Source organism: Pseudomonas sp. GD03862, from assembly GCF_029840855.1.
Classification (GTDB): domain Bacteria; phylum Pseudomonadota; class Gammaproteobacteria; order Pseudomonadales; family Pseudomonadaceae; genus Aquipseudomonas; species Aquipseudomonas alloputida.
Window position 1 is genome coordinate 63775 of sequence record NZ_JAOCDI010000025.1, and the last position, 22737, is coordinate 86511.

Sequence of the window (22737 nt, forward strand, 5' to 3'; positions counted from 1 at the left end):
CTTTTTATGCAGGATTCGGTTGCGGCACCGTACTTGTAGGAACGGGTTTACCCGCGAAGAAGGCGGCGCGGTGGATGGCACCGGCTTGGCCGGTGTTCGCGGGTAAACCCGCTCCTACGGGGACCTTGTGTGCGGGTCAGTGGAACATGAACAAGGTCTCGTTGGAGAATTGCGCCTCGAACTGATGCGCCGGCATCGGCCGCCCGAACAGATAGCCCTGCACCTCGTCGCAACCATGCTCGCGCAGAAACTCCAGCTGTTCGTGGGTTTCCACGCCCTCGGCGATGACTGCCAGGTTGAGGCTGTGGGCCATGGCGATGATCGCCCGGGCAATCTGCGCGTCCTGCTCGCCTTCGGGCAGGCCGTCGACGAAGGTACGGTCGATCTTCAGTACGTCGATGGGGAACTGCTTGAGGTAGTTGAGCGACGAGTAGCCGGTGCCGAAGTCGTCTACCGCAATGCTCAGGCCGAGGTTCTTCAGGCTGGCAAGAATCTGCAGCGCCTCGTTTACCTCGCGCATCAGGATACTTTCGGTCAACTCCAGCTCCAGGCATGCCGGCGGCAGGCCGCTTTCATCCAGGATGTTGGCAATCCGCGTGCCCAGCTGGCCGTCGGAGAACTGCCGCGCCGAAATATTCACCGACACTTTCGGCACCCGCACCTTGGCCTTGTGCCAGGCCTTGAGCTGGCGGCTGGCCTCACGCAGCACCCAGTCGCCCACGTCCACCACCAGGCCCAGTTCCTCGATCACCGGGATGAAGTCGCCCGGCGGCACCAGGCCTCGGGTCGGGTGACGCCAGCGCAGCAGCGCTTCGGCGCCGGTCAGGCGCTTGCCGTCGCCGCTGAACTGCGGCTGGTAATAGAGGATGAATTCGTTCTGCTCCATGGCATGGCGCAGGTCGCTTTCCAGCTCCAGGCGCTCCAGGGCGCTGGCGTTCATTTCGGCCTGGTAGAACTGGAAGTTGTTCTTGCCGCGTTCCTTGGCGTGGTACATGGCGGTGTCGGCGTTCTTCATCAGCTGGCTCAGCTCACTGCCATCCTGCGGGCTGAGGGCGATGCCGATGCTGGCGGTGACGAAGAACTCGCGGTTTTCCAGCACGAACGGCCGCACCAGGCTGCCGAGGATGTTCTCGGCCACGTGGATGGCGCGGTTCAGGGCCATTTCACGGGTGGGGCGCGGTTGCAGCAACAGGGTGAACTCGTCGCCGCCCATGCGTGCCACCGTGTCGTCGTCATCCACGCAGGCCAGCAGGCGCAGGGCCATGTCCTTGAGCATGCGGTCGCCGGCCGCATGGCCGAGGGAGTCGTTGATCGGTTTGAAGCGGTCGAGGTCGAGGAACATCAGCACCACCCAGGCCTTCTGCCGCTCGGCCTGCTGCAGGGCGTTGTACAAACGGTCCTGGAACAGTGTGCGGTTGGGCAGGTGGGTAAGGGCGTCGTAGTAGGCCAGGCGGTGGATGCGTTGTTCGCTGGCCTTGCGTTCGCTGATGTCGGTGAAGAAGCACACATAGCTGGCCAGGTCGCCTTCGTCGTCCAGTACCGCGGTGATGCCGACCCAGGCCGGGTAATGGTCGCCGTCACGGCGCTTGAGCCACACCTCACCTTCCCAGCTGCCGCGCTGGTGCAGTTGCTTGACCACATAGCGCAGGTGGCCTTCCTGCTGTTCGTCGACAGTGAGCATGCCCGGCAATTGGTCGAGCACTTCACTGACGGCGTAACCGCTGACGCGGCTGAACGCCTCGTTGGCCTGAACGATATAGCCGGCCGGGTCGGTGATGAGGATCGCCGACGTGGAATGTTCGAATACGGTCGCGGCCATGCGCAGGTCTTTTTCGGCACGGCGTTGCTGGCTGATGTCGCGGCCCACCCCGAGTACGCCTTCGAAGCGCTGATCATCGTCCCACACCAGCACCAGGCGCAGCTCGATCGGGATCTTGCGGCCATCGGCACGCAGGCAGTCGAACAGGAACAGTTGGGTGGGTAACTGGCTGCACAGTTGCGCCATCTGCGCCGGGTCGCCCATGGCCTTGCTGACACGCTCCATCAGGCTGTAGATGCCGGTGAGCTGGGCCGGGTTGGCGACGATCGACTGCCAGCCGTTGGCGAAGATCCAGTCGGCCTGGTAGCCCAGCACGCTCTGTACCGAGGGGCTGACATAATTGAGCTTGAGCTGGTTGTCGGTGGAAAAGATCACGTCGCTGATGCTTTCGGCGAGCATGCGGTAGCGTTGCTCGCTGTCACGTAGCGACTGGCTGGCCTCGATCTGAACGGTCACATCCTTGCCCACACCGATGATGCGCGTCACCAGGCCTTCGGCGTTGCGGGTCAGCACCTGCTCGCGGATGTCGTAGCAGCGCCAGCTTCCGTCGCGGTGGCGGAAGCGCAGCTGGCAGTGCAGCGGTTGGTCATGACAGTTGTCGCGCTGTTGACGGCGCAGTGCCTGGTAGTGTGCGGCGTCCTCGGGGTGCAGCAGCAGCTCCCAGAAGCGGTCGCCCATCTGTGCCAGCTCGGTGCGGTCGTAGCCCAGGGTCTGGCCGAGGTGGCGGTTGCTGAAGATCATCCGCTGGCTCGGCACATCCTGCACATACAACTGGTCGGGTACGGTGCGTACCACGTCCGACCAGAAGCTTTCGCGTTCCAGTAGCGACAGCTCCACCTGTTTGCGGCTGGTGATATCGCTGATGCTGAGGATCACCGCCTGGTAATCACGACGCTGCAGCGGCAGGCGAGCCATCAGCCACAGGTGCAGCTCGTCTCCCTGGGGTGTCGGCAGACGCACTTCCAGCTCCAGCAACGGGCGTTGTTCGATCAGTGCATCGATCAGTTGCATGCCAATGCTGTCGCGGCTGTCGCCAGTGCCATCGATCAGCCGCTGCCAGGCCCCTTCGTGGCAGTCGATGTTCAGCAGCTGGCGCGCCACTTGGTTGACCTCGGTGATCTTCAGCTCCAGCAGCAGCGAGCGGCGCAGGTTCGGGTCCAGCGCCAGGCTGTGCTTGAGTGCGGCCCGGTTGCGCAGGTGGTAGCGATCGAGCTGACCGGGCAGGCTGGACAGGTCGAGCACGCACAGGGCCACGCCGGTGCCTTCAAAAATTTCCTGATAGCGCCTGCGGTCTTCCTGCAGCGCCCGCTGGCGGCGCCGCATGTTGATCAGCGCCAGTACCGGCAGCAGGGCGCAGAACAGTACCAGCAGGCATTTGCCGATCAGCGCCGGCAACAACGTTTGCCGGGCCAGTTTGGCGTCGAACAGGCCGTGTAGCTGCCAGGTGCTGTTTTCGATAAAGGCCAGCATCACGCTTTGCAGCGGCTCGTCGCTGGTATCGGTTGCGACATTGCGCAGCAGCACTTCGCCGCTGCGGCTGTTCTCCAGCAGCCACTGCGGGTGCCCACTACCCTTCAGGTGGAGGGTGAGCTCGCGGTAATAGTCCGGTGACAGGCGCAGTAGCCAGTAGCCGTGACCCTGTGCGGCATCCTGGCGCAGCAGCAGATACAGGATGTGGTTGTCGGCCGAATTGGTGAAGAAGTACGGGCGTCCCTGGCTAAGTGCAAGCAACTCATCAAACAGCTTGCGGTCGGGGCTGCCTGCCAGGCTGTCGGCGCGCAGTTGCCCGGTGTTGTCCAGCCAGGCCGCGCTCTGCAGGGCGGGGAGGCGCTGGCGTAGGGTGCCGAGCAGGCTGGGCAGGGCGGCAGGGGTGGGGGCATCTGGGTAGGGTTGCACCACGTTCACGGCCTGCTGCGCCTTGAGCGCCATGTTCAGGCTCAGGTGGTCGGCCAGTTCCGCAGAGGCGTCCAGGCTCTGTTTGCGCAAGTCGGCCTGAGTATGTTTGAACTGGGCGAATAGCTGCCACAGCAGCAGGCCCAGCAGGATCAGGGCCAGCAGCGCCAGCGCACCCTTGATCGACCCGCGCAGGAGAGTCGCGGGTGCTTGTGGGGCGGAACGCAATGACGACGGATGAGTAAGGTTGGTCAAGCGTTGATCCTGCGATTGGGCTGGCGATGGCAGGGAATGATCGTGCACGGTGCGTGCCGGCGCCCGGCTTGCGCACCGCGGTGGCGCACTATAAGGCCGGACACCCGAAACCGGCTAGCATGCCTCGGATTATGGCGAAGTGCCAGCCATGTTGACCGATGGTGGCTGCCCGGTGGTTCGGCAAGCCCCTGTAACCTGTGCGAGAATAGCGCCCGCTTCACATGACAACGCATCGGAGATGTTCGGTTTTGGTTACTCACTTTTCCTCCAATGGCCTCGATTCCGCCTGCGGGCGCAGCAGTCAGACCCTTGTCAGCACTGCCGTGACCGAGGACGTATCCTGCAAGTCTTGCCAGCGTTCGCTGGGCAAACCCGAGGCGGCCGCTGCCGCAAAAAGCAAGGCCCCATCGCTGGCTGAACTGCGCAAGACCGCCAAGGTGGCAGCAGAGCCGGCTGTTGCAGTGGCGGCGGCCAAGCCGGCAGCCAAGGTGGTCAGCACTGCGCCTGCACCTGGCAAACCGGCCAAGGCGGCCGAGCAGCAACCTGCCCGCAGCGGCGGCTTCAGCGTGAAGTCCGCCTGGGCCGCGCGCCTGGCCGAGCAGGGCGACCGTTGCCGCCTGCCACGGGGCAAGGCCAAACAGCGTCACGTCTGAGCCTCTTCGGCTGCTGTGCCGGCCCTTTCGCGGGCTCGCCCGCTCCCACAGGAATCGCGGATTCTTCAGACTCTGTGGTGACACTGTGGGAGCGGGCATGCCCGCGAAGAGGCCGGCACAGGCAATGAATTCATCCCAGTGACCGCACTGATCACACCCCACCATCGGCCCCTCCTATGCAACGCCGCGCGTTGGCGTAGAATGGTCGACTTTGTTCAATGACACCCCGTAAACACATCCCACTGGCCACCGCGTGCCGGGGCGATCGGCGATGTCTTTACCTATCTGATTAGAGGGCTTGGTTTTGGCTCAATACGTCTACACCATGCATCGGCTGAGCAAGGTCGTGCCGCCGAAGCGGGAAATTCTCAAGAACATTTCCCTGTCGTTCTTCCCAGGCGCCAAGATTGGCGTACTTGGCCTGAACGGCGCCGGTAAATCGACCCTGCTGCGGATCATGGCGGGCGTCGACAAGGAATTCGACGGCGAAGCCCGTCCGATGCCCGACATCAACGTGGGTTACCTGCCACAGGAACCGCAACTGGACCCAACCAAGACCGTGCGTGAAGTGGTCGAGGAAGCGGTCAGCGTAATCAAGGACGCCCAGGCCCGCCTGGACGAGGTCTACGCGGCCTACGCCGAGCCGGATGCCGACTTCGACAAGCTGGCCGCCGAGCAGGCCAAGCTGGAAGCCATCCTGCAGGCCGCCGATGGCCACAACCTGGAGCGCCAGCTGGACGTCGCTGCCGACGCCCTGCGCCTGCCGGCCTGGGATGCGCGCATCGAACACCTGTCCGGTGGTGAGAAGCGCCGTGTGGCCCTGTGCCGCCTGCTGCTGTCGGCACCCGACATGCTGCTGCTCGACGAACCGACCAACCACCTGGACGCCGACTCGGTGGCCTGGCTGGAGCGCTTCCTGCACGACTTCCCGGGCACCGTGGTCGCCATTACCCACGACCGTTACTTCCTCGACAACGTCGCCGGCTGGATCCTGGAGCTGGACCGCGGCGCCGGCATCCCGTACGAAGGCAACTACTCGGGCTGGCTGGAAGCCAAGTCGGAGCGTCTGGCGCAGGAATCCAAGCAGCAGAGCGCCCACGAGAAGGCCATGAAAGAGGAACTGGAGTGGGTGCGCAAAGGCGCCAAAGCCCGCCAGTCCAAGTCCAAGGCCCGTCTGCAGCGCTTTGAAGAAATGCAGTCGCAGGAATTCCAGAAACGCAGCGAAACCAACGAAATCTACATCCCGGCCGGTCCGCGCCTGGGTGACAAGGTTATCGAGTTCAAGAACGTCACCAAGGGCTACGGCGACCGTGTGCTGATCGACAACCTGTCGTTCTCCATGCCCAAAGGCGCCATCGTTGGCGTGATCGGTGGTAACGGTGCCGGTAAGTCGACCCTGTTCCGCATGTTGATGGGCAAGGAGCAGCCGGACTCGGGCAGCATCGAGATCGGTGAAACCGTGCAGTTGGCCTGTGTGGACCAGAGCCGCGAGGACCTGGACGGCGCCAAGACCGTGTTCCAGCAGATCTCCGACGGTTCCGACCAGATCCGCATCGGCAACTACGAGATCCCTTCGCGTACCTACGTTGGCCGCTTCAACTTCAAAGGTGGCGATCAGCAAAAGTTCGTCAAGGACCTGTCCGGTGGTGAGCGTGGCCGCCTGCACCTGGCCCTGACCCTGAAGGAAGGCGGTAACGTTCTGCTGCTCGACGAACCGTCCAACGACCTCGACGTCGAAACCTTGCGTTCGCTGGAAGAAGCCCTGCTGGACTTCCCGGGCGCCGCGATCGTGATTTCCCACGACCGTTGGTTCCTGGACCGTGTGGCTACCCACATCCTGGCGTACGAAGACGACTCGAACGTGGTGTTCTTCGAAGGTAACTACACCGAGTACGAAGCCGACCGCAAGAAGCGTCTGGGTGATGCTGCAGCCCAGCCGCACCGTGTACGGCACAAGAAACTGGCTCAGTAAGCCGGTTTTCTGATGCACAAGAATGGGGCCCCAAGTGGCCCCATTTTTGTGCCTGGCGGACCGCTATAAAGGGCGAAGCGAAGGTGTATTTTGTATACACTTACATAAAACGCACCAAATAATTTCAAAAAAACGACATTTCGCCCTATTCCGGTGCGATTGCTTCTTGGTACATTTCTGAAAAAAACCAATAAGTCCAATCCTCTTGGTGAGATGTCTACCATGATCGAATCTGTCGATAATTTCCTTGCACGCCTAAAGCAGCGTGACCCAGGCCAGCCGGAATTCCACCAGGCGGTGGAAGAGGTGCTGCGCACCCTGTGGCCATTCCTTGAAGCCAACCCCCACTATCTGCAGTCCGGCATCCTCGAGCGCATGGTCGAGCCCGAGCGCGCCGTACTGTTCCGCGTCTCCTGGGTCGATGACCAGGGCAAGGTGCAGGTCAACCGCGGCTACCGCATTCAGATGAGCAGTGCCATTGGCCCGTACAAGGGCGGGCTGCGTTTCCACCCGTCGGTGAACCTCAGCGTGCTGAAGTTCCTGGCGTTCGAGCAGGTGTTCAAGAACTCGCTGACCTCGCTGCCCATGGGCGGCGGCAAGGGCGGCTCGGACTTTGACCCGAAAGGCAAGAGCGACGCCGAAGTGATGCGCTTCTGCCAGGCGTTCATGAGCGAGCTGTATCGCCACATCGGCGCCGACTGCGACGTACCGGCCGGTGACATCGGCGTGGGTGCCCGCGAAATCGGCTTCTTGTTCGGCCAGTACAAGCGTCTGGCCAACCAGTTCACCTCGGTGTTGACCGGCAAGGGCATGACCTATGGCGGCAGCCTGATCCGCCCGGAAGCCACCGGCTATGGCTGCGTTTACTTCGCCGAAGAAATGCTCAAGCGTCAGGACAAGCGTATCGACGGCCGCCGCGTGGCGGTGTCTGGTTCGGGCAACGTCGCCCAGTATGCTGCGCGTAAGGTCATGGACCTGGGCGGCAAGGTGATCTCGCTGTCTGACTCTGAAGGTACCTTGTATGCAGAAGCCGGTCTGACCGACGCCCAGTGGGACGCCTTGATGGAGCTGAAAAACGTCAAGCGCGGGCGTATCAGCGAGCTGGCCGGGCAATTCGGCCTGGAGTTCCGCAAGGGCCAGACCCCGTGGAGCCTGCCGTGCGACATCGCCCTGCCATGCGCCACCCAGAACGAGCTGGGCGCCGAAGATGCCCGCACCTTGCTGCGTAACGGCTGTATCTGTGTGGCCGAAGGCGCCAACATGCCGACTACCCTCGAGGCTGTGGATATTTTCCTGGACGCCGGCATTCTGTACGCCCCGGGCAAGGCCTCCAATGCGGGCGGCGTAGCTGTGTCGGGCCTGGAAATGTCGCAGAATGCCATGCGCCTGCTGTGGACGGCCGGTGAAGTGGACAGCAAGCTGCACAACATCATGCAGTCGATTCACCATGCATGCGTGCACTACGGTGAAGAGGCTGATGGCCGGATCAACTACGTCAAGGGGGCGAACATCGCGGGCTTCGTGAAAGTGGCTGATGCGATGCTGGCTCAGGGCGTGGTCTGATCTGAGACCGTAGGGGGCCGCTTTGCGGTCCATCGCGACACAAGGCCGCTCCCACAGGCTGGACTGCACCCGAGAAGTTGGACACCCATCCAACCCTTGGGGGCAGTCAAGGCCCTGTGGGAGCGGCCTTGCGTCGCGATGGGCTGCAAAGCAGCCCCAGGGCCCTCAACCCTCACCCAGAATCTCAACCACCTCTATCACCTGTTCCCCCACCGGCCGCCGCCAGACCACCTCATCACCCGGCCCAGCCCCGAGCAACGCCCGCCCCAATGGCGAACCCCAGTTGATCAACCCCCGCCCGGCATCCGCCTCATCCTCGCCCACCAGCTGCACCACCTGCTCCTGGTCCTGCGCGTCGACAAACCGCACCCGGCTACCAATCTGTACCTTGCTATGGGAAGTCGCCGCGGGTACCACCTGGGCGCTTTGCACCCGCGCGCTGAAGTAGCGCAGATCCCGCTCGGTATCGGCCAGCCGTTGTTTGTCACCCCGTTCGCCCTGCGCCTGCAGTTCGCTGCGCAAGGCATTCAGCTCGGCCACACGCGTTTGCAGCTGGCGCAGGCCGCTGGCCGTCACATAGTTGGGCTGTTCGCTGATGCGCCGCTCGACCGGCTGGTCGGCCTGGTCGGCGGCTTGGTCTTCGTTGACGAATGCTCGGCTCATGTAGGGCCTCCTTGTGCATGAGACCATCATGGCAGGCCGCCGGTTTAAAGGAATGTCCGTTTGCGACTCAATTGTGGCGATAGGCCTTGGCAGCGCCGCGGTCCTTTTCCTGCTCCCACTCGCGGTCACGCTGGTCCCAGAAGCGCTCGTGGTATTGGCGCTGTTCTTCGCTGTTCTGCATGGCATGACACTGGCGAAAGCCATCGTCCCAGCCGGTTTCGTACTGACGCTCGTGCAGGTAGCGCGGTACGTTCTTGCGGAAGTTGCCCACCATCAGCCCGGCCGCCTGGCGGCCACTGCTGCAGCCGTCCTGGAAGCCATCCGCATAGGCAGGAGGGTAACCGTGGTTGACCATCTGCTCGTGGGTGGTTTCGCAACCCGACAGCAACAACGCAATGCACACGCCGAACCAGTACCGCGACATAGCCACAAAGCCCTCCAGTTGATGATGGGAAGTCTAGGTGGCGGTTTGTCGGGTAGGTGTCAAAACAGTGTCAAAGAGTTGGTTCAGTCACACTGCTTTACTAGCCTGACTGGCCAATTCGCGGGCAAGCCCGCTTCCACAGGTACTTGCACAGGCCACGGATCTTGTGGGGGCTTGTGGGAGCGGGCGTGCCCGCGAAAGGCCGCAGAGCGGCCTCAGTAGTGATACCACTTCAGCTCCAGCATCACCTCGTTTTGCGCCGTAGCCAGGTGGCTGAACTCCCGCGAGGCACTCAACCGAAGCCCAAGGTTCTGGCTGATCTCCCACTGCTGGTTCAGGCTTACACTGCGACGTACTTCGCCGTTGGTGAAGTAATCGCCCTTGGCCTCCAGCGTCATGTTGCCTAGCCCATTGCGCCACAGCAGCCCGCCATTGAAGCCAGCCGCCGGGGCAATGAACTGAGCGAAGTCGTTGTGATGCTCGACCCGCACCGTGCCCAAGGCAAACCCCAGCAAACCGTCGGCCAGCTGCCAGGTGCCGCCAGCACCGCCATTCACATGGCTCACCAGCACTTCGTCATCATGCTTGCCCGGCACCCGCTCCAGCCCGCCGGCCACTTGCCATGACCAAGGCTTGAGCAGCTCGTTACGGGGTGTCAGTGAACGGATGGTGGCCAGGTCCAGGCGCTGCACCTGCCAATCGTTGCCTTCGTACTGGCGCAGCTTCAATTGCAGGATTTCGATCTGTGCGCCCAGCGGGAAGCCATAGGCGTTGTCATTCAGGTCGTGGTAGGCCATGCGCAAGCCATATTCGGCGTAGGCGCGGTCTTCACGGGTGCCCACGCCCAGTTGCCAGGTGCGCGAGTCATGGCCATCTTCGGGCAGGCCGGGGCGCTCGATCTGCAGGGGCGGCGGCGGGTTGCTGTTGATCGCCCGCAGCAACTCGAAGCTGCGTTTGGCCTGCCCTGGGTCGCGTTCCTGGCCATTGGCCCGATAGCGTTCAAGGCGATACGCGGCATCTTGCACCAACGCTTGGCGTTCGCGAGGCAGGGCCTGGAATTCTGGGCTTTGCAGTTGCGCAGTGTCGGCGCTTACAGCCAGCACCTGGCGCTTTTCGTCGTGGTCGAGTGGCTCGGCCCTGGCCAGCAATTCACGTTCGCGAGAAGGGCGGTAAGTTTCGCTGGCGACCAGGCCGGACTGCTTCACGGCTTTCACCGTGTCGGTGGGAATGGCGGTCAGCGGGAATTGAGACGTCAGGTCCAGGCTCGGCCGGGCCACTTGCAGCAGCTCCAGCAGGCGATACGAGCAGTTTTCGTCGAAGAAGAAGTAGTCGAACTGGATCTGCTTCAGCTCCCACACATGCTCGACCATACGTCCGGTTTCTTCGGGGGTCAGGTCCAGCTGGTATTCCCACAGGTCGCGGTTTTCCAGGCTGCGGTATTCGGACAGTTTTTCCTGGTAGGGCATCAGCGCGAACAGCCCCGGGTAGCCGCCCATCAGGCCTTTCCAGGCGTACAGGATGCTGTTGTCGCTGCCTTCGATATAGGCACCGAAGTTGATGGCGTAGCTCAGCAGCGTGGTGTCGTCGCTGCGGGTGTTGGACTGGTCGATGCGCAGCAGGGTGTGCCCGAACATCGACGACGGGCTGTTCAGGTAGGCTGCCGGGAAGATCAACGCGGCGCTGTGCGGGTCGATCGACTGGTACCAGGTCTTGAATTCCTGGCAGTCCGGTTGTGGCAAGTCTTGCAGGTCGAGCTGTTCGCGCAGCCAGCGGGTGCGAGCGGGGAATACGCACTGGGCGTGCTTGTCACCGAGGCTGGCCGGGGCATACAGCGCAGCGACCGTAGCCTTGAGTTCCTGGTCCGGATGGTGCGCGCCATCTTCGGCGAGGAAGAACGCATCATCATCCACATAGCTGCGCCAGCCGCCGAGCTTGGCGGTTTCGTAATGTCCAATGGCGAGCCAGTAGGGGGTATTGGCCAATTGCTGGAGACGGCCTGGATCCAGCACAGGGGCGGCATGAACAGGGGCGCAGGCACACAGCGCCAGGCAAGCGAAGCGTTTGAGCATATCGGGCAACTACTTCTTGACGATGCCGAAAAAGGCGAAACCCGCCCCGGGTGGGGCGGGAGCAGCTGTGCTTAGGCCTCGGTAGCGTATTTGGCCAGGCGGGGGTCGCTCTTCAGAACGGCCAGGGTGTTGCTGTGGACAGTTTCGGCAGTGACGTCGGCGCTGCTGAAGATCTGGTTGAAGTGCTGGTGGGTGACCGAGTTGAAGTAGCTGCGGTCCTCCGGTGCTACGCCGAGAACGACGGCATAGGTGGTCAGTGCTTCGCCCTGGCCCATGGCCATGTCTTCGGAAAGCTCGTTCATCATGCCGTTCATGGCGAACCAGGACTTGCCGCCGTAGGTCAGCGAAGCCTTGGTCGAGCAGCCGTTGGTGCCGGAGGTCATGCCGAAGGTGGCGTTACCGGAGGTGCCGTTGGTGGTAGAGGCCAGGAAGTGTGCCGGCGTGCCGCGCTGGCCTTCGAACAGCATGTTGCCCCAGCCGCAGTTCGGGCCGCCTGGCGCTTCGGCCATGGCGTTCAGCGAGACCACGGTGAACAGAGTACCCAGAAGAATCCGTTTCATAGCATTTGTTCTCTTTGTCTTAACCAAGGGTCAGGGTTTCTGGCAACTCGGTTGCCAGGTCGGGAAAGCTTTTCACCCACCCGCGCAGCTTGGAGTTTAGGCACGATCTAAAGGTTGCGTTGTTGATTGCGAAAAATTTGCTGTCACAAGACTGCACCGGCTGCGACATAAAGTCCCGTGGAGCCTTGCAAGGCGCGCGCGGGCAGCGCCAGAATGCTGCGTATCTGCCCCGCCGAAGTAAGGAAACCCAATGCCCGATCCTGTCGCTGCGCGCCTGCGTCTTGCGCCTGAAGCCCTGACCCGGCGTTTCTCCCCCGAGCAGTTTGCTTTTACCCATACCGACGATCTGGAGCCGTTTCGCGGAGTTCTGGGCCAGGAACGTGCTGTCGAGGCCCTGCAGTTTGGCGTGGCCATGCCGCGTCCTGGTTACAATGTGTATGTGATGGGCGAGCCCGGCACCGGGCGCTTCTCGTTCGTCAAGCGCTACCTCAAGGCCGAGGGCAAGCGCCAGCAGACCCCGGCCGACTGGGTCTACGTCAACCACTTCGACGACACCCGTGAACCACGTGCACTGGAGCTGCCGTCCGGAAGCGCCGCCGAGTTCATCAGCGACATGGGCGGATTGATCGACAACCTGCTGTCGACGTTCCCGGCGGTGTTCGAACACCCGTCCTACCAGCAGAAGAAGGGCGCCATCGACCGCGCTTTCAACCAGCGTTATGACCGCGCTCTGGATGTGATCGAGCGCGCGTCGCTGGAAAAGGACGTGGCCTTGTACCGCGATGCCAGCAACGTCGCCTTCACGCCAATGGCGGATGGCAAGGCGCTGGATGAAGCAGAGTTTGCCCAATTGCCGGAAGAGGTGCGCGAGCAGTTCCACGAGGACATTGCCCTGCTTGAGGAGCGCCTCAACGAAGAGCTGGCCAGCCTGCCGCAATGGAAGCGCGAATCGAACAACCAGCTGCGCCAGCTCAACGAAGAAACCATCACCTTGGCACTGCAGCCGTTGCTGGCGCCGCTGTCGGAAAAGTACGCCGAAAACGCGGCGGTTTGCGCCTACCTGCAATCGGTGCAATTGAACCTGTTGCGTACGTTGGTCGAGCAACTGGTCGATGACAGCAAGTCCGACGCCGTGGCCCGCAAGCTGCTCGAAGAGCAGTACGCGCCCAGCCTGGTGGTGGGCCATCACGCTGATGGTGGTGCGCCGGTGGTGTTCGAGCCGCACCCGACCTACGACAATTTGTTTGGCCGTATCGAATACAGCACCGACCAAGGTGCGCTGTATACCTCCTATCGCCAACTGCGCCCAGGCGCGCTGCACCGGGCCAACGGCGGCTTCCTGATTCTGGAAGCCGAGAAAATGCTGGGCGAGCCGTTCGTATGGGACGCGCTCAAGCGTGCGCTGCAGTCGCGCAAGCTGAAGATGGAGTCGCCGATCGGTGAGCTGGGCCGTGTTGCCACTGTCAGCCTGCAGCCGCAGGTGATTCCGCTGAACGTCAAGCTGGTGATCATCGGTTCGCGCCAGCTGTACTACGCGCTGCAGGACCACGACCCGGACTTCCAGGAGATGTTCCGCGTGCTGGTGGACTTCGATGAAGACATGCCGATGGTCGACGAGAACCTGGAGCAGTTCGCCCAGCTGTTGCGCACCCGCACCAACGAAGAGGGCATGGCGCCGCTGACCAGTGACGCGGTGGCGCGTCTGGCCACCTACAGTGCGCGTCTGGCTGAAAACCAGTCACGTCTGTCGGCGCGTATCGGCGACCTGTTCCAGCTGGTCAGCGAGGCTGATTTCATTCGCCAGCTGGCCAGTGATGAAATGACCGATGCGGGTCACATCGAGCGGGCGCTGAAGGCCAAGGCCACCCGTACCGGCCGTGTGTCGCAACGGGTGCTGGACGACATGCTCGCTGGCATCATCCTGATCGACACAGAAGGCGCGGCCATCGGCAAGTGCAACGGCCTGACCGTGCTGGAAGTGGGTGACTCGGCGTTCGGCATGCCCGCGCGTATTTCGGCCACCGTCTACCCGGGCGGCAGCGGTATTGTCGATATCGAGCGTGAGGTCAACCTTGGCCAGCCGATCCACTCCAAAGGGGTGATGATCCTCACCGGTTACCTGGGCAGCCGCTATGCCCAGGAGTTCCCGCTGGCGATCTCCGCGAGCATCGCCCTGGAGCAGTCCTACGGCTACGTGGACGGCGACAGCGCCTCGCTGGGCGAAGCCTGCACGCTGATCTCGGCCTTGTCGCGCACGCCGCTCAAGCAGTGCTTCGCCATCACAGGCTCCATCAACCAGTTTGGTGAAGTGCAGGCGGTGGGTGGAGTGAACGAGAAGATCGAGGGCTTCTTCCGCCTTTGCGAGGCGCGTGGCCTGACCGGTGAGCAGGGGGTGATCATTCCGCGTGCCAACGTCGCCACCCTGATGCTTGACGAGCGTGTGTTGCAGGCGGTGGAGAACGGCATGTTCCACGTCTACGCGGTCAGCCAGGCTGATGAGGCACTGAGCCTGCTGGTAGGGGAGGAGGCCGGTGTACTCGACGACAAGGGGCTGTTCACCGAGGGCAGCGTCAATGCTCGGGTGGTGGAACGCCTGCGTGAAATTGCCGAGATGATCAGCGAGGAAGACATCGAGAAGGCAGAAAAGGAACGCCTGGAAGAGGTGATTGCCCAGGCCAAACCGGCCTGAGTCAATAAACTGGCGCTGGCGGCGATGTGCTACCGTTCAGCGCCAGTTTTCCATCTTTCTGTACTGTTCCTCTATGCTGGAACTTAAGGACGGTACAGCGTTCAGGATGGAAACAGCCTGAGGGTTTCGGGCTGAACAAGGCTCATTGGAGGGGACGCGGCCATGCGCAACCTCAGCCTCACACGCCAGTGCCTGGGCCTGGTGACCCGTATCGAATGCAGCATTCGTCCACTGGCCGGGGATAACGGCATGTGGACCCTGCTGTTCGCCGCCGGCATGGCCGGTGAACAACCCTCCGCGATCAAGGCGCAGGGCCCGTTTCATGGGCCACTGGTGGCTGAATCGGTGCTCAATGCCATCGTCGACAGCCTGACCATGCATGGTTATCAGGTGGCCGATGACCCGCAGATCTGGTGTCTGCATTTGCAGGCGCAGTTGCGGCGGATCAATGGTGAGCGGTGTCGCAACCTGGGGGATTACCAGTTTCATCCTGAGACCTGAAGAATGCCGGGGCCGCTTTGCGGCCCATCGCGACACAAGGCCGCTCCCACAGGTACAGCATCGGCTTGCTGTGGGAGTGTGGCCTTGTGTCGCGATCAGGCTGCGGAGCAGCCCCCGGGCTTTTGCTGTAACAGGTGGCTGGCTATACTCGCCGTCGCTTTTTTAGTCACCTGATGAGTCCTGAACTTCATGGAACGTATCCTCGAAAACGCGATGTATGCCTCGCGCTGGCTGCTCGCACCGATCTACTTCGGCTTGTCCCTCGGCCTGCTGGCCCTGGCGCTGAAATTTTTCCAGGAAGTGGTCCACGTCCTGCCCAATGTCTTTGCGTTGAGCGAAGCTGACCTGATCCTGGTGATCCTGTCACTGATCGACATGTCGCTGGTTGGTGGCCTGCTGGTGATGGTGATGATTTCCGGCTACGAGAACTTCGTCTCGCAACTGGACATCGATGAAAGCAAGGAAAAGCTCAACTGGCTGGGCAAGATGGATTCCTCGTCGCTGAAGATGAAGGTTGCCGCGTCGATCGTGGCGATTTCCTCCATTCACCTGCTGCGGGTGTTCATGGATGCGCAGAACATCTCCACCGATTACCTGATGTGGTACGTGATCATCCACATGACCTTCGTGGTCTCGGCGTTCTGCATGGGTTACCTGGACAAGCTGACCAAGCACTGAGTCCCGCCAGGCCTCACTGCAACTCCTGTGGGAACGGGCTTGCCCGCGAACACCGGCAAAGCCGGTGCCAGCCATCGCGTGGCCTGCTTCGCGGGCACGCCCGCTCCCACAGAGATCTAGGCTCAACTGACGAGTGGCGTCAGTCATGCCTTGCGCATTCTCCCTTCCTGTACAAAAAATGAGCTCTCATGCGTGGTTCCCATCGCGAGGTGCTCTCATGAACCTGCATCAGCTCAATACCGAGGCCAGGGCTGGCCATGTCGACGAACTGAACCTGATCGCTATCGAAGGCGGTGACTACCTGCTCGAGGCCCGGGTCAAAGGCCATCCTCACCCCCTGTCCGATACCCGCGGTGAACGCTTGCGCGTGCACTCGGTGGAGGATGCGCGCAAGTTGCTGCAAACCATCCCCATGGTCTCGATGAACCTGGTGCACTGGTCGGTGCAGGACGAAATGTGCGGCATGGGTACGCACCCGGAAGAAGACCTGAAGGTGCCGATTTCCCAGCGTTCGGCCTGGTAGCTGCTCGCAGCGCCCCAGTGTGCTAGGCTGCTCGCCCTTTTTATCAAGGGCGCGGCTGCATTGCGCCCTGCAGTGGAGCACGACAATGTCCGAACTCAACCTGTCTACCGACGAAACGCGCGTCAGCTACGGTATCGGCCGTCAGCTGGGCGGCCAGCTGCGCGACAACCCGCCACCAGGCGTTAGCCTGGAAGCCATCCTGGCCGGCCTGACCGACGCCTTCAACGGTGCCGACAGCCGCGTCAGCGAAGCCGACCTGTCGGCCAGCTTCAAGGTCATCCGCGAGGTGATGCAAGCCGAAGCTGCAGCCAAGGCCGAAGCCGCTGCTGCTGCTGGCAAGGAGTTCCTGGTCGAGAACGCCAAGCGTGAAGGCATCACCACGCTGGCTTCGGGCCTGCAGTTCGAAGTGCTGACCGCTGGTGAAGGCGCCAAGCCGACCCGCGAAGACAACGTGCGTACGCACTACCACGGCACCCTGATCGACGGCACCGTGTTCGACAGCTCCTACGAGCGTGGCCAGCCGGCTGAATTCCCGGTAGGCGGCGTGATCGCTGGCTGGACCGAAGCCCTGCAGCTGATGAACGCTGGCAGCAAATGGCGCCTGTACGTGCCAAGCGAGCTGGCTTACGGCGCCCAAGGCGTTGGCAGCATCCCGCCGCACAGCGTTCTGGTGTTCGACGTCGAGCTGCTCGACGTTCTGTAATGCCCTGGAGGCCGGCCCTGCCGGCCTCAATTCCAGTCTGTCCCCCCAGGGCGCAACGCCCGCGCATAGCAGAACAGAAACAGATTCCGTACCAGTTCCTTGAGCACCCCCGGTTCACTCGAATTCAGCCCGCTCATGTCCAGGTCACCCTGGTCACGCAGTTCGTCGAGGGCTTCTTCTTCAAGCACCGCGCACACTTCGCCGGTTTCCCGATGAAGAATGCGCAGGTAGGGGTGAGGGCGTTCCAGCCAGGCGTCGATCAGATAAGTCATGGCTATTCTCCTTGGACAGCAATTCCAATGAGAATAATTCTTATTACCAGAATAGCAAGCGCCAATTGGCGGTTTTTTGCCTGATCAGACTTTGCGGACGAACTCGGACTTCAGCTTCATGGCGCCGATGCCGTCGATTTTGCAGTCGATGTCGTGGTCGCCGTCGCACAGGCGGATGTTCTTGACCTTGGTGCCAACCTTGACCACCAGGGACGAACCCTTGACCTTGAGGTCCTTGATCACGGTGACGGTGTCACCGTCTTGCAGGATGTTGCCGACCGAATCTTTCTTCACCACATCGTCGCTGGCCGCCTCGGCATCGCCGCTGGCCGACCACTCATGGGCGCATTCAGGGCAGATAAGCAGAGTGCCATCCTCATAGGTGTATTCGGAGTTGCATTTCGGGCAGGGTGGCAGAGTGCTCACTTCGGTTCCTCAAACAAACAGACGGGCGGTTAAAAGCCCACATTGTAAAAGGTATTTTTCCGGAAGTGATTATGTCCGGACAAAAAGCACCACGGGCAAGCGCGCTCCCCACAAATGGTGCAGGAGCGGGCTTGCCCGCGAATGAAGACGACTCGGTCTGTCAGTGCGTACGCGCGACCGCAAACTCGCTCAGTTCAACCAGCGCATCCCGGTACTCACTGGCAGGCAGCACTTCGAGGCAGGCGATGGCGCGTTTCACGTAATCGCGCGCCAGCTCGGCGGTGTATTTCAGTGCGCCCGATTCTTCGACCGCAACGCGAATCTGTTCCAGATCTTCCAGGCCACCCTTCTGGATCGCCTGGCGTACCAGCGCCGCCTGCTCGGCAGTGCCTTCGCGCATGGTGTAGATCAGCGGCAGGGTAGGTTTGCCCTCGGCCAGGTCGTCACCGACGTTCTTGCCCAGGGTCTGCGAGTCACCCTTGTAGTCCAGCAGGTCGTCGACCAGCTGGAAGGCCACGCCCAGATGGTCGCCAAAGGTACGCAGGGCTTCGCGCTGCTCGTCGGTGGCCTGGGCCAGCGCCGCAGCACTGTGGGTAGAAGCTTCGAACAGCATCGCCGTCTTGCCGCGAATGACCTCCATGTAGACTTCCTCGGTGGTGCTGGCGTCGCGTACGCGCGACAGCTGCAGCACTTCACCTTCGGCAATCACCCGGGTGGCCTTGGACAGGATCTGCATGACCGGCATCGAGCCCAGCTCGACCATCATTTCGAACGAGCGCGAATAAAGGAAGTCGCCCACCAGTACGCTCGGCGCGTTGCCCCACAGGGCATTGGCGGTAGAGCGGCCACGGCGCATGCCGGACATGTCGACCACGTCGTCGTGCAGCAGGGTGGCGGTGTGCAGGAATTCGATGGTGGCGGCCAGCAGGCGCAGGTCGTCGCCTTCGCGGCCCAGGGCCTTGCCACACAGCAGTACCAGCAGGGGACGCAGGCGCTTGCCACCGGCGGACGTGATATAGTCGCCGATCTTCGATACCAGCGGCACGCGCGAGGTCAGCTGCTTCTTGATGATCTCGTCGACGGCGCTGAAATCATCAGCCACCGCGCGGTAGAAGGTTTGGGGTTGCATCGGCTGCTCCAGTGAGGTTGCGCGGCATGCTAGGTCGCGGGTCCCGGTGTGTCAAGGCGCGGTGCCCGCAGGCCGGGGGCGGCACTTGCAAGCAAAACCGCGGTTGCGTACAATCGCGCACCCTAACTTCCTGGGCAGCACCTGCCTTACGCAATTGCGCCGGGCCGTTCCAGCCCTGTGCAGCCATGCCAGCCAATACTCATCATATAAAGCGCTGGGTGAGCAGGATTATCGGAGAAATACCATGTCTTACGCAGTAATCGTTACCGGCGGCAAGCAGTACAAAGTCGCTGAAGGTGAATTCCTCAAGATCGAAAAACTGGAAGTCGCCACTGGCGAATCCGTGACCTTCGATCGCGTTCTGCTGGTCGCCAACGGTGAAGAAGTCACCATCGGTGCTCCAGTTGTTGCTGGCGCTAAAGTAGTGGCCGAAGTCGTTTCGCAAGGCCGCCACGACAAGGTTCGCATCATCAAGTTCCGTCGTCGTAAGCACCACATGAAGCGTATGGGCCACCGCCAGTGGTTCACCGAGATCAAAATCACCGGCATCCAGGCTTAATCCCCTAGATCCCCTGAATTTATTTGGAGAATTGAACCATGGCTCACAAGAAGGCTGGTGGTAGTACTCGTAACGGTCGCGACTCAGAATCGAAACGCCTTGGCGTGAAGATGTATGGCGGCCAGGTTATCAAGCCAGGCAACATCATCGTCCGTCAGCGCGGTACCGAATTCCACGCTGGCTACGGCGTTGGCATGGGCAAGGACCACACCTTGTTCGCCAAGATCGAAGGCGTGATCAAGTTCGAGAAGAAAGGCGAGTTCATGCGCCGTTACGTGAGCATCGTCGCCGCTTAATCGCGACGTCGCTCCAGAAGCCCCGTCATGCGACGGGGCTTTTTCGTTTGTGGTGAGCCTCTTGCAAAGCTGTTTGTCTGGGTTGCCGGCGTTGGTTTCTACGGTCGTACGGGGCCGCCGCGCTCATTTTTGCAAGAGCCTCATGTTTTTGAGTCATTCAGCTCGTCTGCCGACGAGAGGCGGTTTTAATGAAGTTTGTTGACGAAGTATCCATTCGGGTCAAGGCCGGTGACGGTGGCAACGGTTGCATGAGCTTCCGTCGCGAGAAGTTCATCGAGAACGGCGGCCCTAACGGCGGTGACGGTGGTGACGGCGGCTCGGTGTACATGATTGCCGACGAAAACCTGAACACCCTGGTCGACTACCGCTACACCCGTCACCATGAAGCCCAGCGTGGCTCCAACGGCGGTAGCACCGACTGCACCGGCAAGAAGGGTGAAGACCTGTTCCTGCGCGTGCCGGTCGGCACCACCGTGATCGATGCTTCCACGCAGGAAGTGATCGGTGACCTGGTCACCCCCGGCCAGAAGCTGATGGTCGCGCAAGGTGGCTGGCACGGGCTGGGCAACACCCGTTTCAAGTCGAGCACCAACCGTGCACCGCGCCAGACCACCCCAGGCAAACCGGGTGAGCAGCGTGACCTGAAGATGGAAATGAAGGTGTTGGCCGACGTCGGCCTGCTGGGCTTGCCGAACGCCGGCAAGAGTACCTTCATCCGTTCGGTCTCGGCCGCCAAGCCGAAAGTCGCCGACTACCCGTTCACTACCCTGGTGCCAAACCTGGGCGTGGTCAGCGTTGACCGCTGGAAGAGCTTCGTCATCGCCGACATCCCCGGCCTGATCGAAGGCGCTTCCGAAGGTGCCGGCCTGGGTATCCGCTTCCTCAAGCACCTGGCGCGTACGCGCGTGCTGCTGCACCTGGTGGACATCGCGCCGCTGGACGAAAGCAGCCCGGCCGATGCCGCCGAAGTCATCGTCAACGAGCTGACCCGCTTCAGCCCGTCGCTGGCCGAGCGTGAGCGCTGGCTGGTGCTGAACAAGGCCGATATGGTCATGGACGACGAGCGCGACGAGCGTGTGCAGGAAGTGATCGACCGTCTGGAGTGGGAAGGGCCGGTCTACGTGATCTCGGCTATTTCCAAGCAGGGCACCGACAAGCTCAGCCACGACCTGATGCGCTACCTCGAAGACCGCGCCGACCGCCTGGCCAACGACCCGGCCTACGCCGAAGAGCTGGCCGACCTTGACCAGCGCATCGAAGACGAAGCCCGTGCCCAGCTGCAGGCCCTGGACGACGCCCGTACCCTGCGTCGTACCGGCGTCAAGAGCGTGCATGACATCGGCGACGACGATGGTTGGGACGATGATTTCGAGGACGACGAAGACGGTCCGGAAATCATTTACGTGCGCGACTGATCGGTTGCAGTACACTAAACGCCGCTCTCTGGAGCGGCGTTTTTGTATCCACGGTATCTACAGATTCGACATAGGTTGGAAGAAGATGCGAAGCAAGGTGACGGGCGCCAAGCGCTGGGTCGTTAAGATTGGCAGTGCTCTGCTGACCGCCGATGGCAAGGGCCTCGACCGCGGTGCAATGGCCGTTTGGGTCGAGCAGATGGTCGCGCTGCGTGAGGCAGGCGTGGAGTTGGTACTGGTCTCCTCCGGGGCCGTGGCTGCCGGCATGAGCCAGCTGGGCTGGACCAAGCGACCGAGTGCGATGAACGAGCTGCAGGCGGCTGCCTCGCTTGGCCAGATGCGTCTGGTGCAGGCCTGGGAGTCGAGCTTCGGGGAGCACGGGAAGCACACCGCGCAGATCCTGCTGACCCATGACGACCTGTCCGACCGCAAGCGTTACCTGAATGCCCGCAGCACCCTGCGCACCTTGGTCGATCTGGGCGTGGTGCCGGTGATCAACGAAAACGACACCGTGGTCACCGACGAGATCCGCTTCGGCGACAACGACACCCTGGCGGCGCTGGTGGCCAACCTGGTCGAGGCCGACCTGCTGGTGATCCTCACCGACCGCGATGGTATGTTCGATGCCGACCCGCGCAACAACCCCGAAGCGCAGTTGATCTACGAAGCCCGCGCCGACGACCCCTCACTGGATGCCGTGGCCGGTGGTACCGGTGGTGCCCTGGGCCGTGGCGGCATGCAGACCAAGCTGCGTGCGGCGCGCCTGGCTGCCCGTTCCGGTGCTCACACCATCATTATCGGTGGCCGCATCGAGCGCGTGCTGGACCGCCTGAAGGCGGGCGAGCGCCTGGGCACCTTGCTGTCCCCTGAGCGCGGCATGATCGCTGCGCGCAAGCAGTGGCTGGCCGGTCACCTGCAAACCCGTGGCACCCTGGTGCTGGATGCCGGTGCCGTGCAAGCGCTGCGTCAGGCCAACAAGAGCTTGCTGCCGGTTGGCGTGAAGACAGTGCAGGGTAGCTTCCGTCGTGGCGAGATGGTGGTGTGCGTCGGCCCGGACGGTGTTGAAGTGGCTCGCGGCCTGGCCAACTACAGCGCCCTGGAGGCGCAGAAGATCATTGGTCAGTCGTCCGAAGCCATCGAGTCGATCCTTGGCTACAGCGCCGAGCCGGAACTTGTACACCGCGACAACCTGGTGCTGGTATGAGCCTGCTGAAGAACGTAATCGCTGTGGTAGCGTGCGTGCTGCCGATGTTGGCCGGCGCCGAAGAGGTCGGCCAGGTGTCCACCGTGTTCAAGTTCGTCGGGCCGAACGACCGCATTGTGGTCGAGGCCTTCGACGACCCTAAGGTAGAGGGTGTGACGTGCTACCTGTCCCGGGCCAAGACTGGCGGGGTGAAGGGGGGCTTGGGGCTGGCCGAGGACCGGGCGGAGGCATCGATTGCCTGTCGTCAGGTCGGGCCGATCAACTTCAAGGGTGAGCTCAAGGATGGCGAGGAAGTGTTCAAGGAACGCACCTCGCTGGTGTTCAAGACCATGCAGGTGGTGCGTTTTCTCGACAAGAAGCGCAACACGCTGGTGTACCTGGTGTACAGCGACCGCATGATCGAAGGCAGCCCGCAGAATGCGGTGACTGCCATTCCGATCCTGCCTTGGGCTCATTGATAGCCCGCTCCTG

Annotated in this window: 21 protein-coding genes; 13 read left to right on the forward strand and 8 right to left on the reverse strand. The window is 62.1% G+C overall.

Going from position 1 to position 22737, the window contains the following annotated elements; all coding sequences use genetic code 11:
- Positions 1–136: 136 nt before the first annotated feature.
- Positions 137–3967 (reverse strand): EAL domain-containing protein, encoded by a 3831-nt coding sequence (locus N5D53_RS17040; RefSeq protein WP_190869704.1) that lies wholly within the window; start codon positions 3965–3967, stop codon positions 137–139.
- Positions 3968–4215: 248 nt separating this feature from the next.
- Here N5D53_RS17040 and N5D53_RS17045 point away from each other — a divergent pair, with 248 nt between their 5' ends.
- The 3 genes from N5D53_RS17045 (at position 4216) to gdhA (ending at position 8155) form a co-directional block, all read left to right on the forward strand.
- A complete protein-coding gene (locus tag N5D53_RS17045; protein WP_017148090.1) occupies positions 4216–4620 on the forward strand; it encodes a hypothetical protein in 405 nt (134 codons plus the stop codon).
- Between the two features lie 304 nt (positions 4621–4924).
- Positions 4925–6592, forward strand: coding sequence for an energy-dependent translational throttle protein EttA (gene ettA / locus N5D53_RS17050; protein ID WP_010951931.1), 1668 nt, complete (start codon positions 4925–4927; stop codon positions 6590–6592).
- Between the two features lie 222 nt (positions 6593–6814).
- Complete coding sequence (gdhA, locus tag N5D53_RS17055; RefSeq protein ID WP_121160997.1) at positions 6815–8155, forward strand: NADP-specific glutamate dehydrogenase; 1341 nt, start codon at positions 6815–6817, stop codon at positions 8153–8155.
- Positions 8156–8320: 165 nt separating this feature from the next.
- Here the strand turns inward: gdhA and N5D53_RS17060 are convergent, their stop codons facing one another.
- The 4 genes from N5D53_RS17060 to N5D53_RS17075 all read right to left on the reverse strand — a co-directional run bounded on the left by N5D53_RS17060 (position 8321) and on the right by N5D53_RS17075 (position 11871).
- Positions 8321–8818 (reverse strand): GreA/GreB family elongation factor, encoded by a 498-nt coding sequence (locus tag N5D53_RS17060; RefSeq protein ID WP_060538637.1) that lies wholly within the window; start codon positions 8816–8818, stop codon positions 8321–8323.
- A 67-nt stretch (positions 8819–8885) separates the two neighbouring features.
- Positions 8886–9242 (reverse strand): lipoprotein, encoded by a 357-nt coding sequence (locus N5D53_RS17065; RefSeq protein ID WP_003247495.1) that lies wholly within the window; start codon positions 9240–9242, stop codon positions 8886–8888.
- Positions 9243–9457: 215 nt separating this feature from the next.
- Entirely contained in the window at positions 9458–11311 is a 1854-nt protein-coding gene (locus N5D53_RS17070; protein ID WP_266023778.1) for a DUF4105 domain-containing protein, read from the reverse strand.
- A gap of 71 nt (positions 11312–11382) precedes the next feature.
- Positions 11383–11871, reverse strand: coding sequence for a DUF3015 domain-containing protein (locus N5D53_RS17075; RefSeq protein WP_003247492.1), 489 nt, complete (start codon positions 11869–11871; stop codon positions 11383–11385).
- A 250-nt stretch (positions 11872–12121) separates the two neighbouring features.
- On the opposite strand from N5D53_RS17075, the gene N5D53_RS17080 reads away from it, so the two are divergent.
- From N5D53_RS17080 to N5D53_RS17100, 5 genes are all read left to right on the forward strand, one after another.
- A complete protein-coding gene (locus tag N5D53_RS17080; protein WP_004575710.1) occupies positions 12122–14560 on the forward strand; it encodes an ATP-binding protein in 2439 nt (812 codons plus the stop codon).
- A gap of 162 nt (positions 14561–14722) precedes the next feature.
- On the forward strand, positions 14723–15061 hold the full coding sequence (locus tag N5D53_RS17085) for a hypothetical protein (RefSeq protein ID WP_010951936.1): 339 nt from the start codon (positions 14723–14725) through the stop codon (positions 15059–15061).
- A gap of 189 nt (positions 15062–15250) precedes the next feature.
- Positions 15251–15739 carry a TIGR00645 family protein gene (locus N5D53_RS17090; protein ID WP_003247486.1) on the forward strand — a complete coding sequence of 163 codons (489 nt, stop codon included), beginning with the start codon at positions 15251–15253 and terminating at the stop codon, positions 15737–15739.
- A 217-nt stretch (positions 15740–15956) separates the two neighbouring features.
- Complete coding sequence (locus N5D53_RS17095) at positions 15957–16262, forward strand: DUF6482 family protein (protein WP_014589631.1); 306 nt, start codon at positions 15957–15959, stop codon at positions 16260–16262.
- Positions 16263–16347: 85 nt separating this feature from the next.
- On the forward strand, positions 16348–16965 hold the full coding sequence (locus N5D53_RS17100; RefSeq protein WP_003247482.1) for an FKBP-type peptidyl-prolyl cis-trans isomerase: 618 nt from the start codon (positions 16348–16350) through the stop codon (positions 16963–16965).
- A gap of 26 nt (positions 16966–16991) precedes the next feature.
- On the opposite strand, the gene N5D53_RS17105 is transcribed toward N5D53_RS17100, so the two are convergent.
- From N5D53_RS17105 to N5D53_RS17115, 3 genes are all read right to left on the reverse strand, one after another.
- Positions 16992–17237: a hypothetical protein gene (locus N5D53_RS17105; protein WP_010951938.1), complete on the reverse strand. Its 246-nt coding sequence runs from the start codon at positions 17235–17237 to the stop codon at positions 16992–16994.
- 84 nt (positions 17238–17321) lie between these two features.
- Entirely contained in the window at positions 17322–17663 is a 342-nt protein-coding gene (locus tag N5D53_RS17110) for a zinc ribbon domain-containing protein YjdM (protein WP_104960755.1), read from the reverse strand.
- A 160-nt stretch (positions 17664–17823) separates the two neighbouring features.
- Entirely contained in the window at positions 17824–18792 is a 969-nt protein-coding gene (locus tag N5D53_RS17115; RefSeq protein ID WP_010951940.1) for a polyprenyl synthetase family protein, read from the reverse strand.
- 244 nt (positions 18793–19036) lie between these two features.
- On the opposite strand from N5D53_RS17115, the gene rplU reads away from it, so the two are divergent.
- From rplU to N5D53_RS17140, 5 genes are all read left to right on the forward strand, one after another.
- Positions 19037–19351, forward strand: coding sequence for a 50S ribosomal protein L21 (rplU, locus tag N5D53_RS17120; RefSeq protein ID WP_003247466.1), 315 nt, complete (start codon positions 19037–19039; stop codon positions 19349–19351).
- A 38-nt stretch (positions 19352–19389) separates the two neighbouring features.
- Positions 19390–19647 (forward strand): 50S ribosomal protein L27, encoded by a 258-nt coding sequence (gene rpmA, locus N5D53_RS17125; RefSeq protein ID WP_003247464.1) that lies wholly within the window; start codon positions 19390–19392, stop codon positions 19645–19647.
- 188 nt (positions 19648–19835) lie between these two features.
- Complete coding sequence (gene cgtA / locus N5D53_RS17130; RefSeq protein ID WP_003247460.1) at positions 19836–21062, forward strand: Obg family GTPase CgtA; 1227 nt, start codon at positions 19836–19838, stop codon at positions 21060–21062.
- An 85-nt stretch (positions 21063–21147) separates the two neighbouring features.
- Positions 21148–22266, forward strand: coding sequence for a glutamate 5-kinase (gene proB / locus N5D53_RS17135; protein WP_014589633.1), 1119 nt, complete (start codon positions 21148–21150; stop codon positions 22264–22266).
- Complete coding sequence (locus tag N5D53_RS17140) at positions 22263–22724, forward strand: CreA family protein (RefSeq protein WP_104960756.1); 462 nt, start codon at positions 22263–22265, stop codon at positions 22722–22724. Before proB ends, N5D53_RS17140 begins: the two co-directional genes overlap by 4 nt.
- Positions 22725–22737 lie beyond the last annotated feature (13 nt).

Excerpts from the sequence above, each read along its gene's own strand:
- gdhA (WP_121160997.1), top strand. The coding sequence starts at position 6,815 with ATGATCGAATCTGTCGATAATTTCCTTGCACGCCTAAAGCAGCGTGAC.
- N5D53_RS17060 (WP_060538637.1), bottom strand. The coding sequence starts at position 8,818 with ATGAGCCGAGCATTCGTCAACGAAGACCAAGCCGCCGACCAGGCCGAC.
- N5D53_RS17065 (WP_003247495.1), bottom strand. The coding sequence starts at position 9,242 with ATGTCGCGGTACTGGTTCGGCGTGTGCATTGCGTTGTTGCTGTCGGGT.
- N5D53_RS17070 (WP_266023778.1), bottom strand. The coding sequence starts at position 11,311 with ATGCTCAAACGCTTCGCTTGCCTGGCGCTGTGTGCCTGCGCCCCTGTT.
- N5D53_RS17075 (WP_003247492.1), bottom strand. The coding sequence starts at position 11,871 with ATGAAACGGATTCTTCTGGGTACTCTGTTCACCGTGGTCTCGCTGAAC.
- N5D53_RS17080 (WP_004575710.1), top strand. The coding sequence starts at position 12,122 with ATGCCCGATCCTGTCGCTGCGCGCCTGCGTCTTGCGCCTGAAGCCCTG.
- N5D53_RS17085 (WP_010951936.1), top strand. The coding sequence starts at position 14,723 with ATGCGCAACCTCAGCCTCACACGCCAGTGCCTGGGCCTGGTGACCCGT.
- N5D53_RS17090 (WP_003247486.1), top strand. The coding sequence starts at position 15,251 with ATGGAACGTATCCTCGAAAACGCGATGTATGCCTCGCGCTGGCTGCTC.
- N5D53_RS17095 (WP_014589631.1), top strand. The coding sequence starts at position 15,957 with ATGAACCTGCATCAGCTCAATACCGAGGCCAGGGCTGGCCATGTCGAC.
- N5D53_RS17100 (WP_003247482.1), top strand. The coding sequence starts at position 16,348 with ATGTCCGAACTCAACCTGTCTACCGACGAAACGCGCGTCAGCTACGGT.
- N5D53_RS17105 (WP_010951938.1), bottom strand. The coding sequence starts at position 17,237 with ATGACTTATCTGATCGACGCCTGGCTGGAACGCCCTCACCCCTACCTG.
- N5D53_RS17115 (WP_010951940.1), bottom strand. The coding sequence starts at position 18,792 with ATGCAACCCCAAACCTTCTACCGCGCGGTGGCTGATGATTTCAGCGCC.
- rplU (WP_003247466.1), top strand. The coding sequence starts at position 19,037 with ATGTCTTACGCAGTAATCGTTACCGGCGGCAAGCAGTACAAAGTCGCT.
- rpmA (WP_003247464.1), top strand. The coding sequence starts at position 19,390 with ATGGCTCACAAGAAGGCTGGTGGTAGTACTCGTAACGGTCGCGACTCA.
- cgtA (WP_003247460.1), top strand. The coding sequence starts at position 19,836 with ATGAAGTTTGTTGACGAAGTATCCATTCGGGTCAAGGCCGGTGACGGT.
- proB (WP_014589633.1), top strand. The coding sequence starts at position 21,148 with ATGCGAAGCAAGGTGACGGGCGCCAAGCGCTGGGTCGTTAAGATTGGC.
- N5D53_RS17140 (WP_104960756.1), top strand. The coding sequence starts at position 22,263 with ATGAGCCTGCTGAAGAACGTAATCGCTGTGGTAGCGTGCGTGCTGCCG.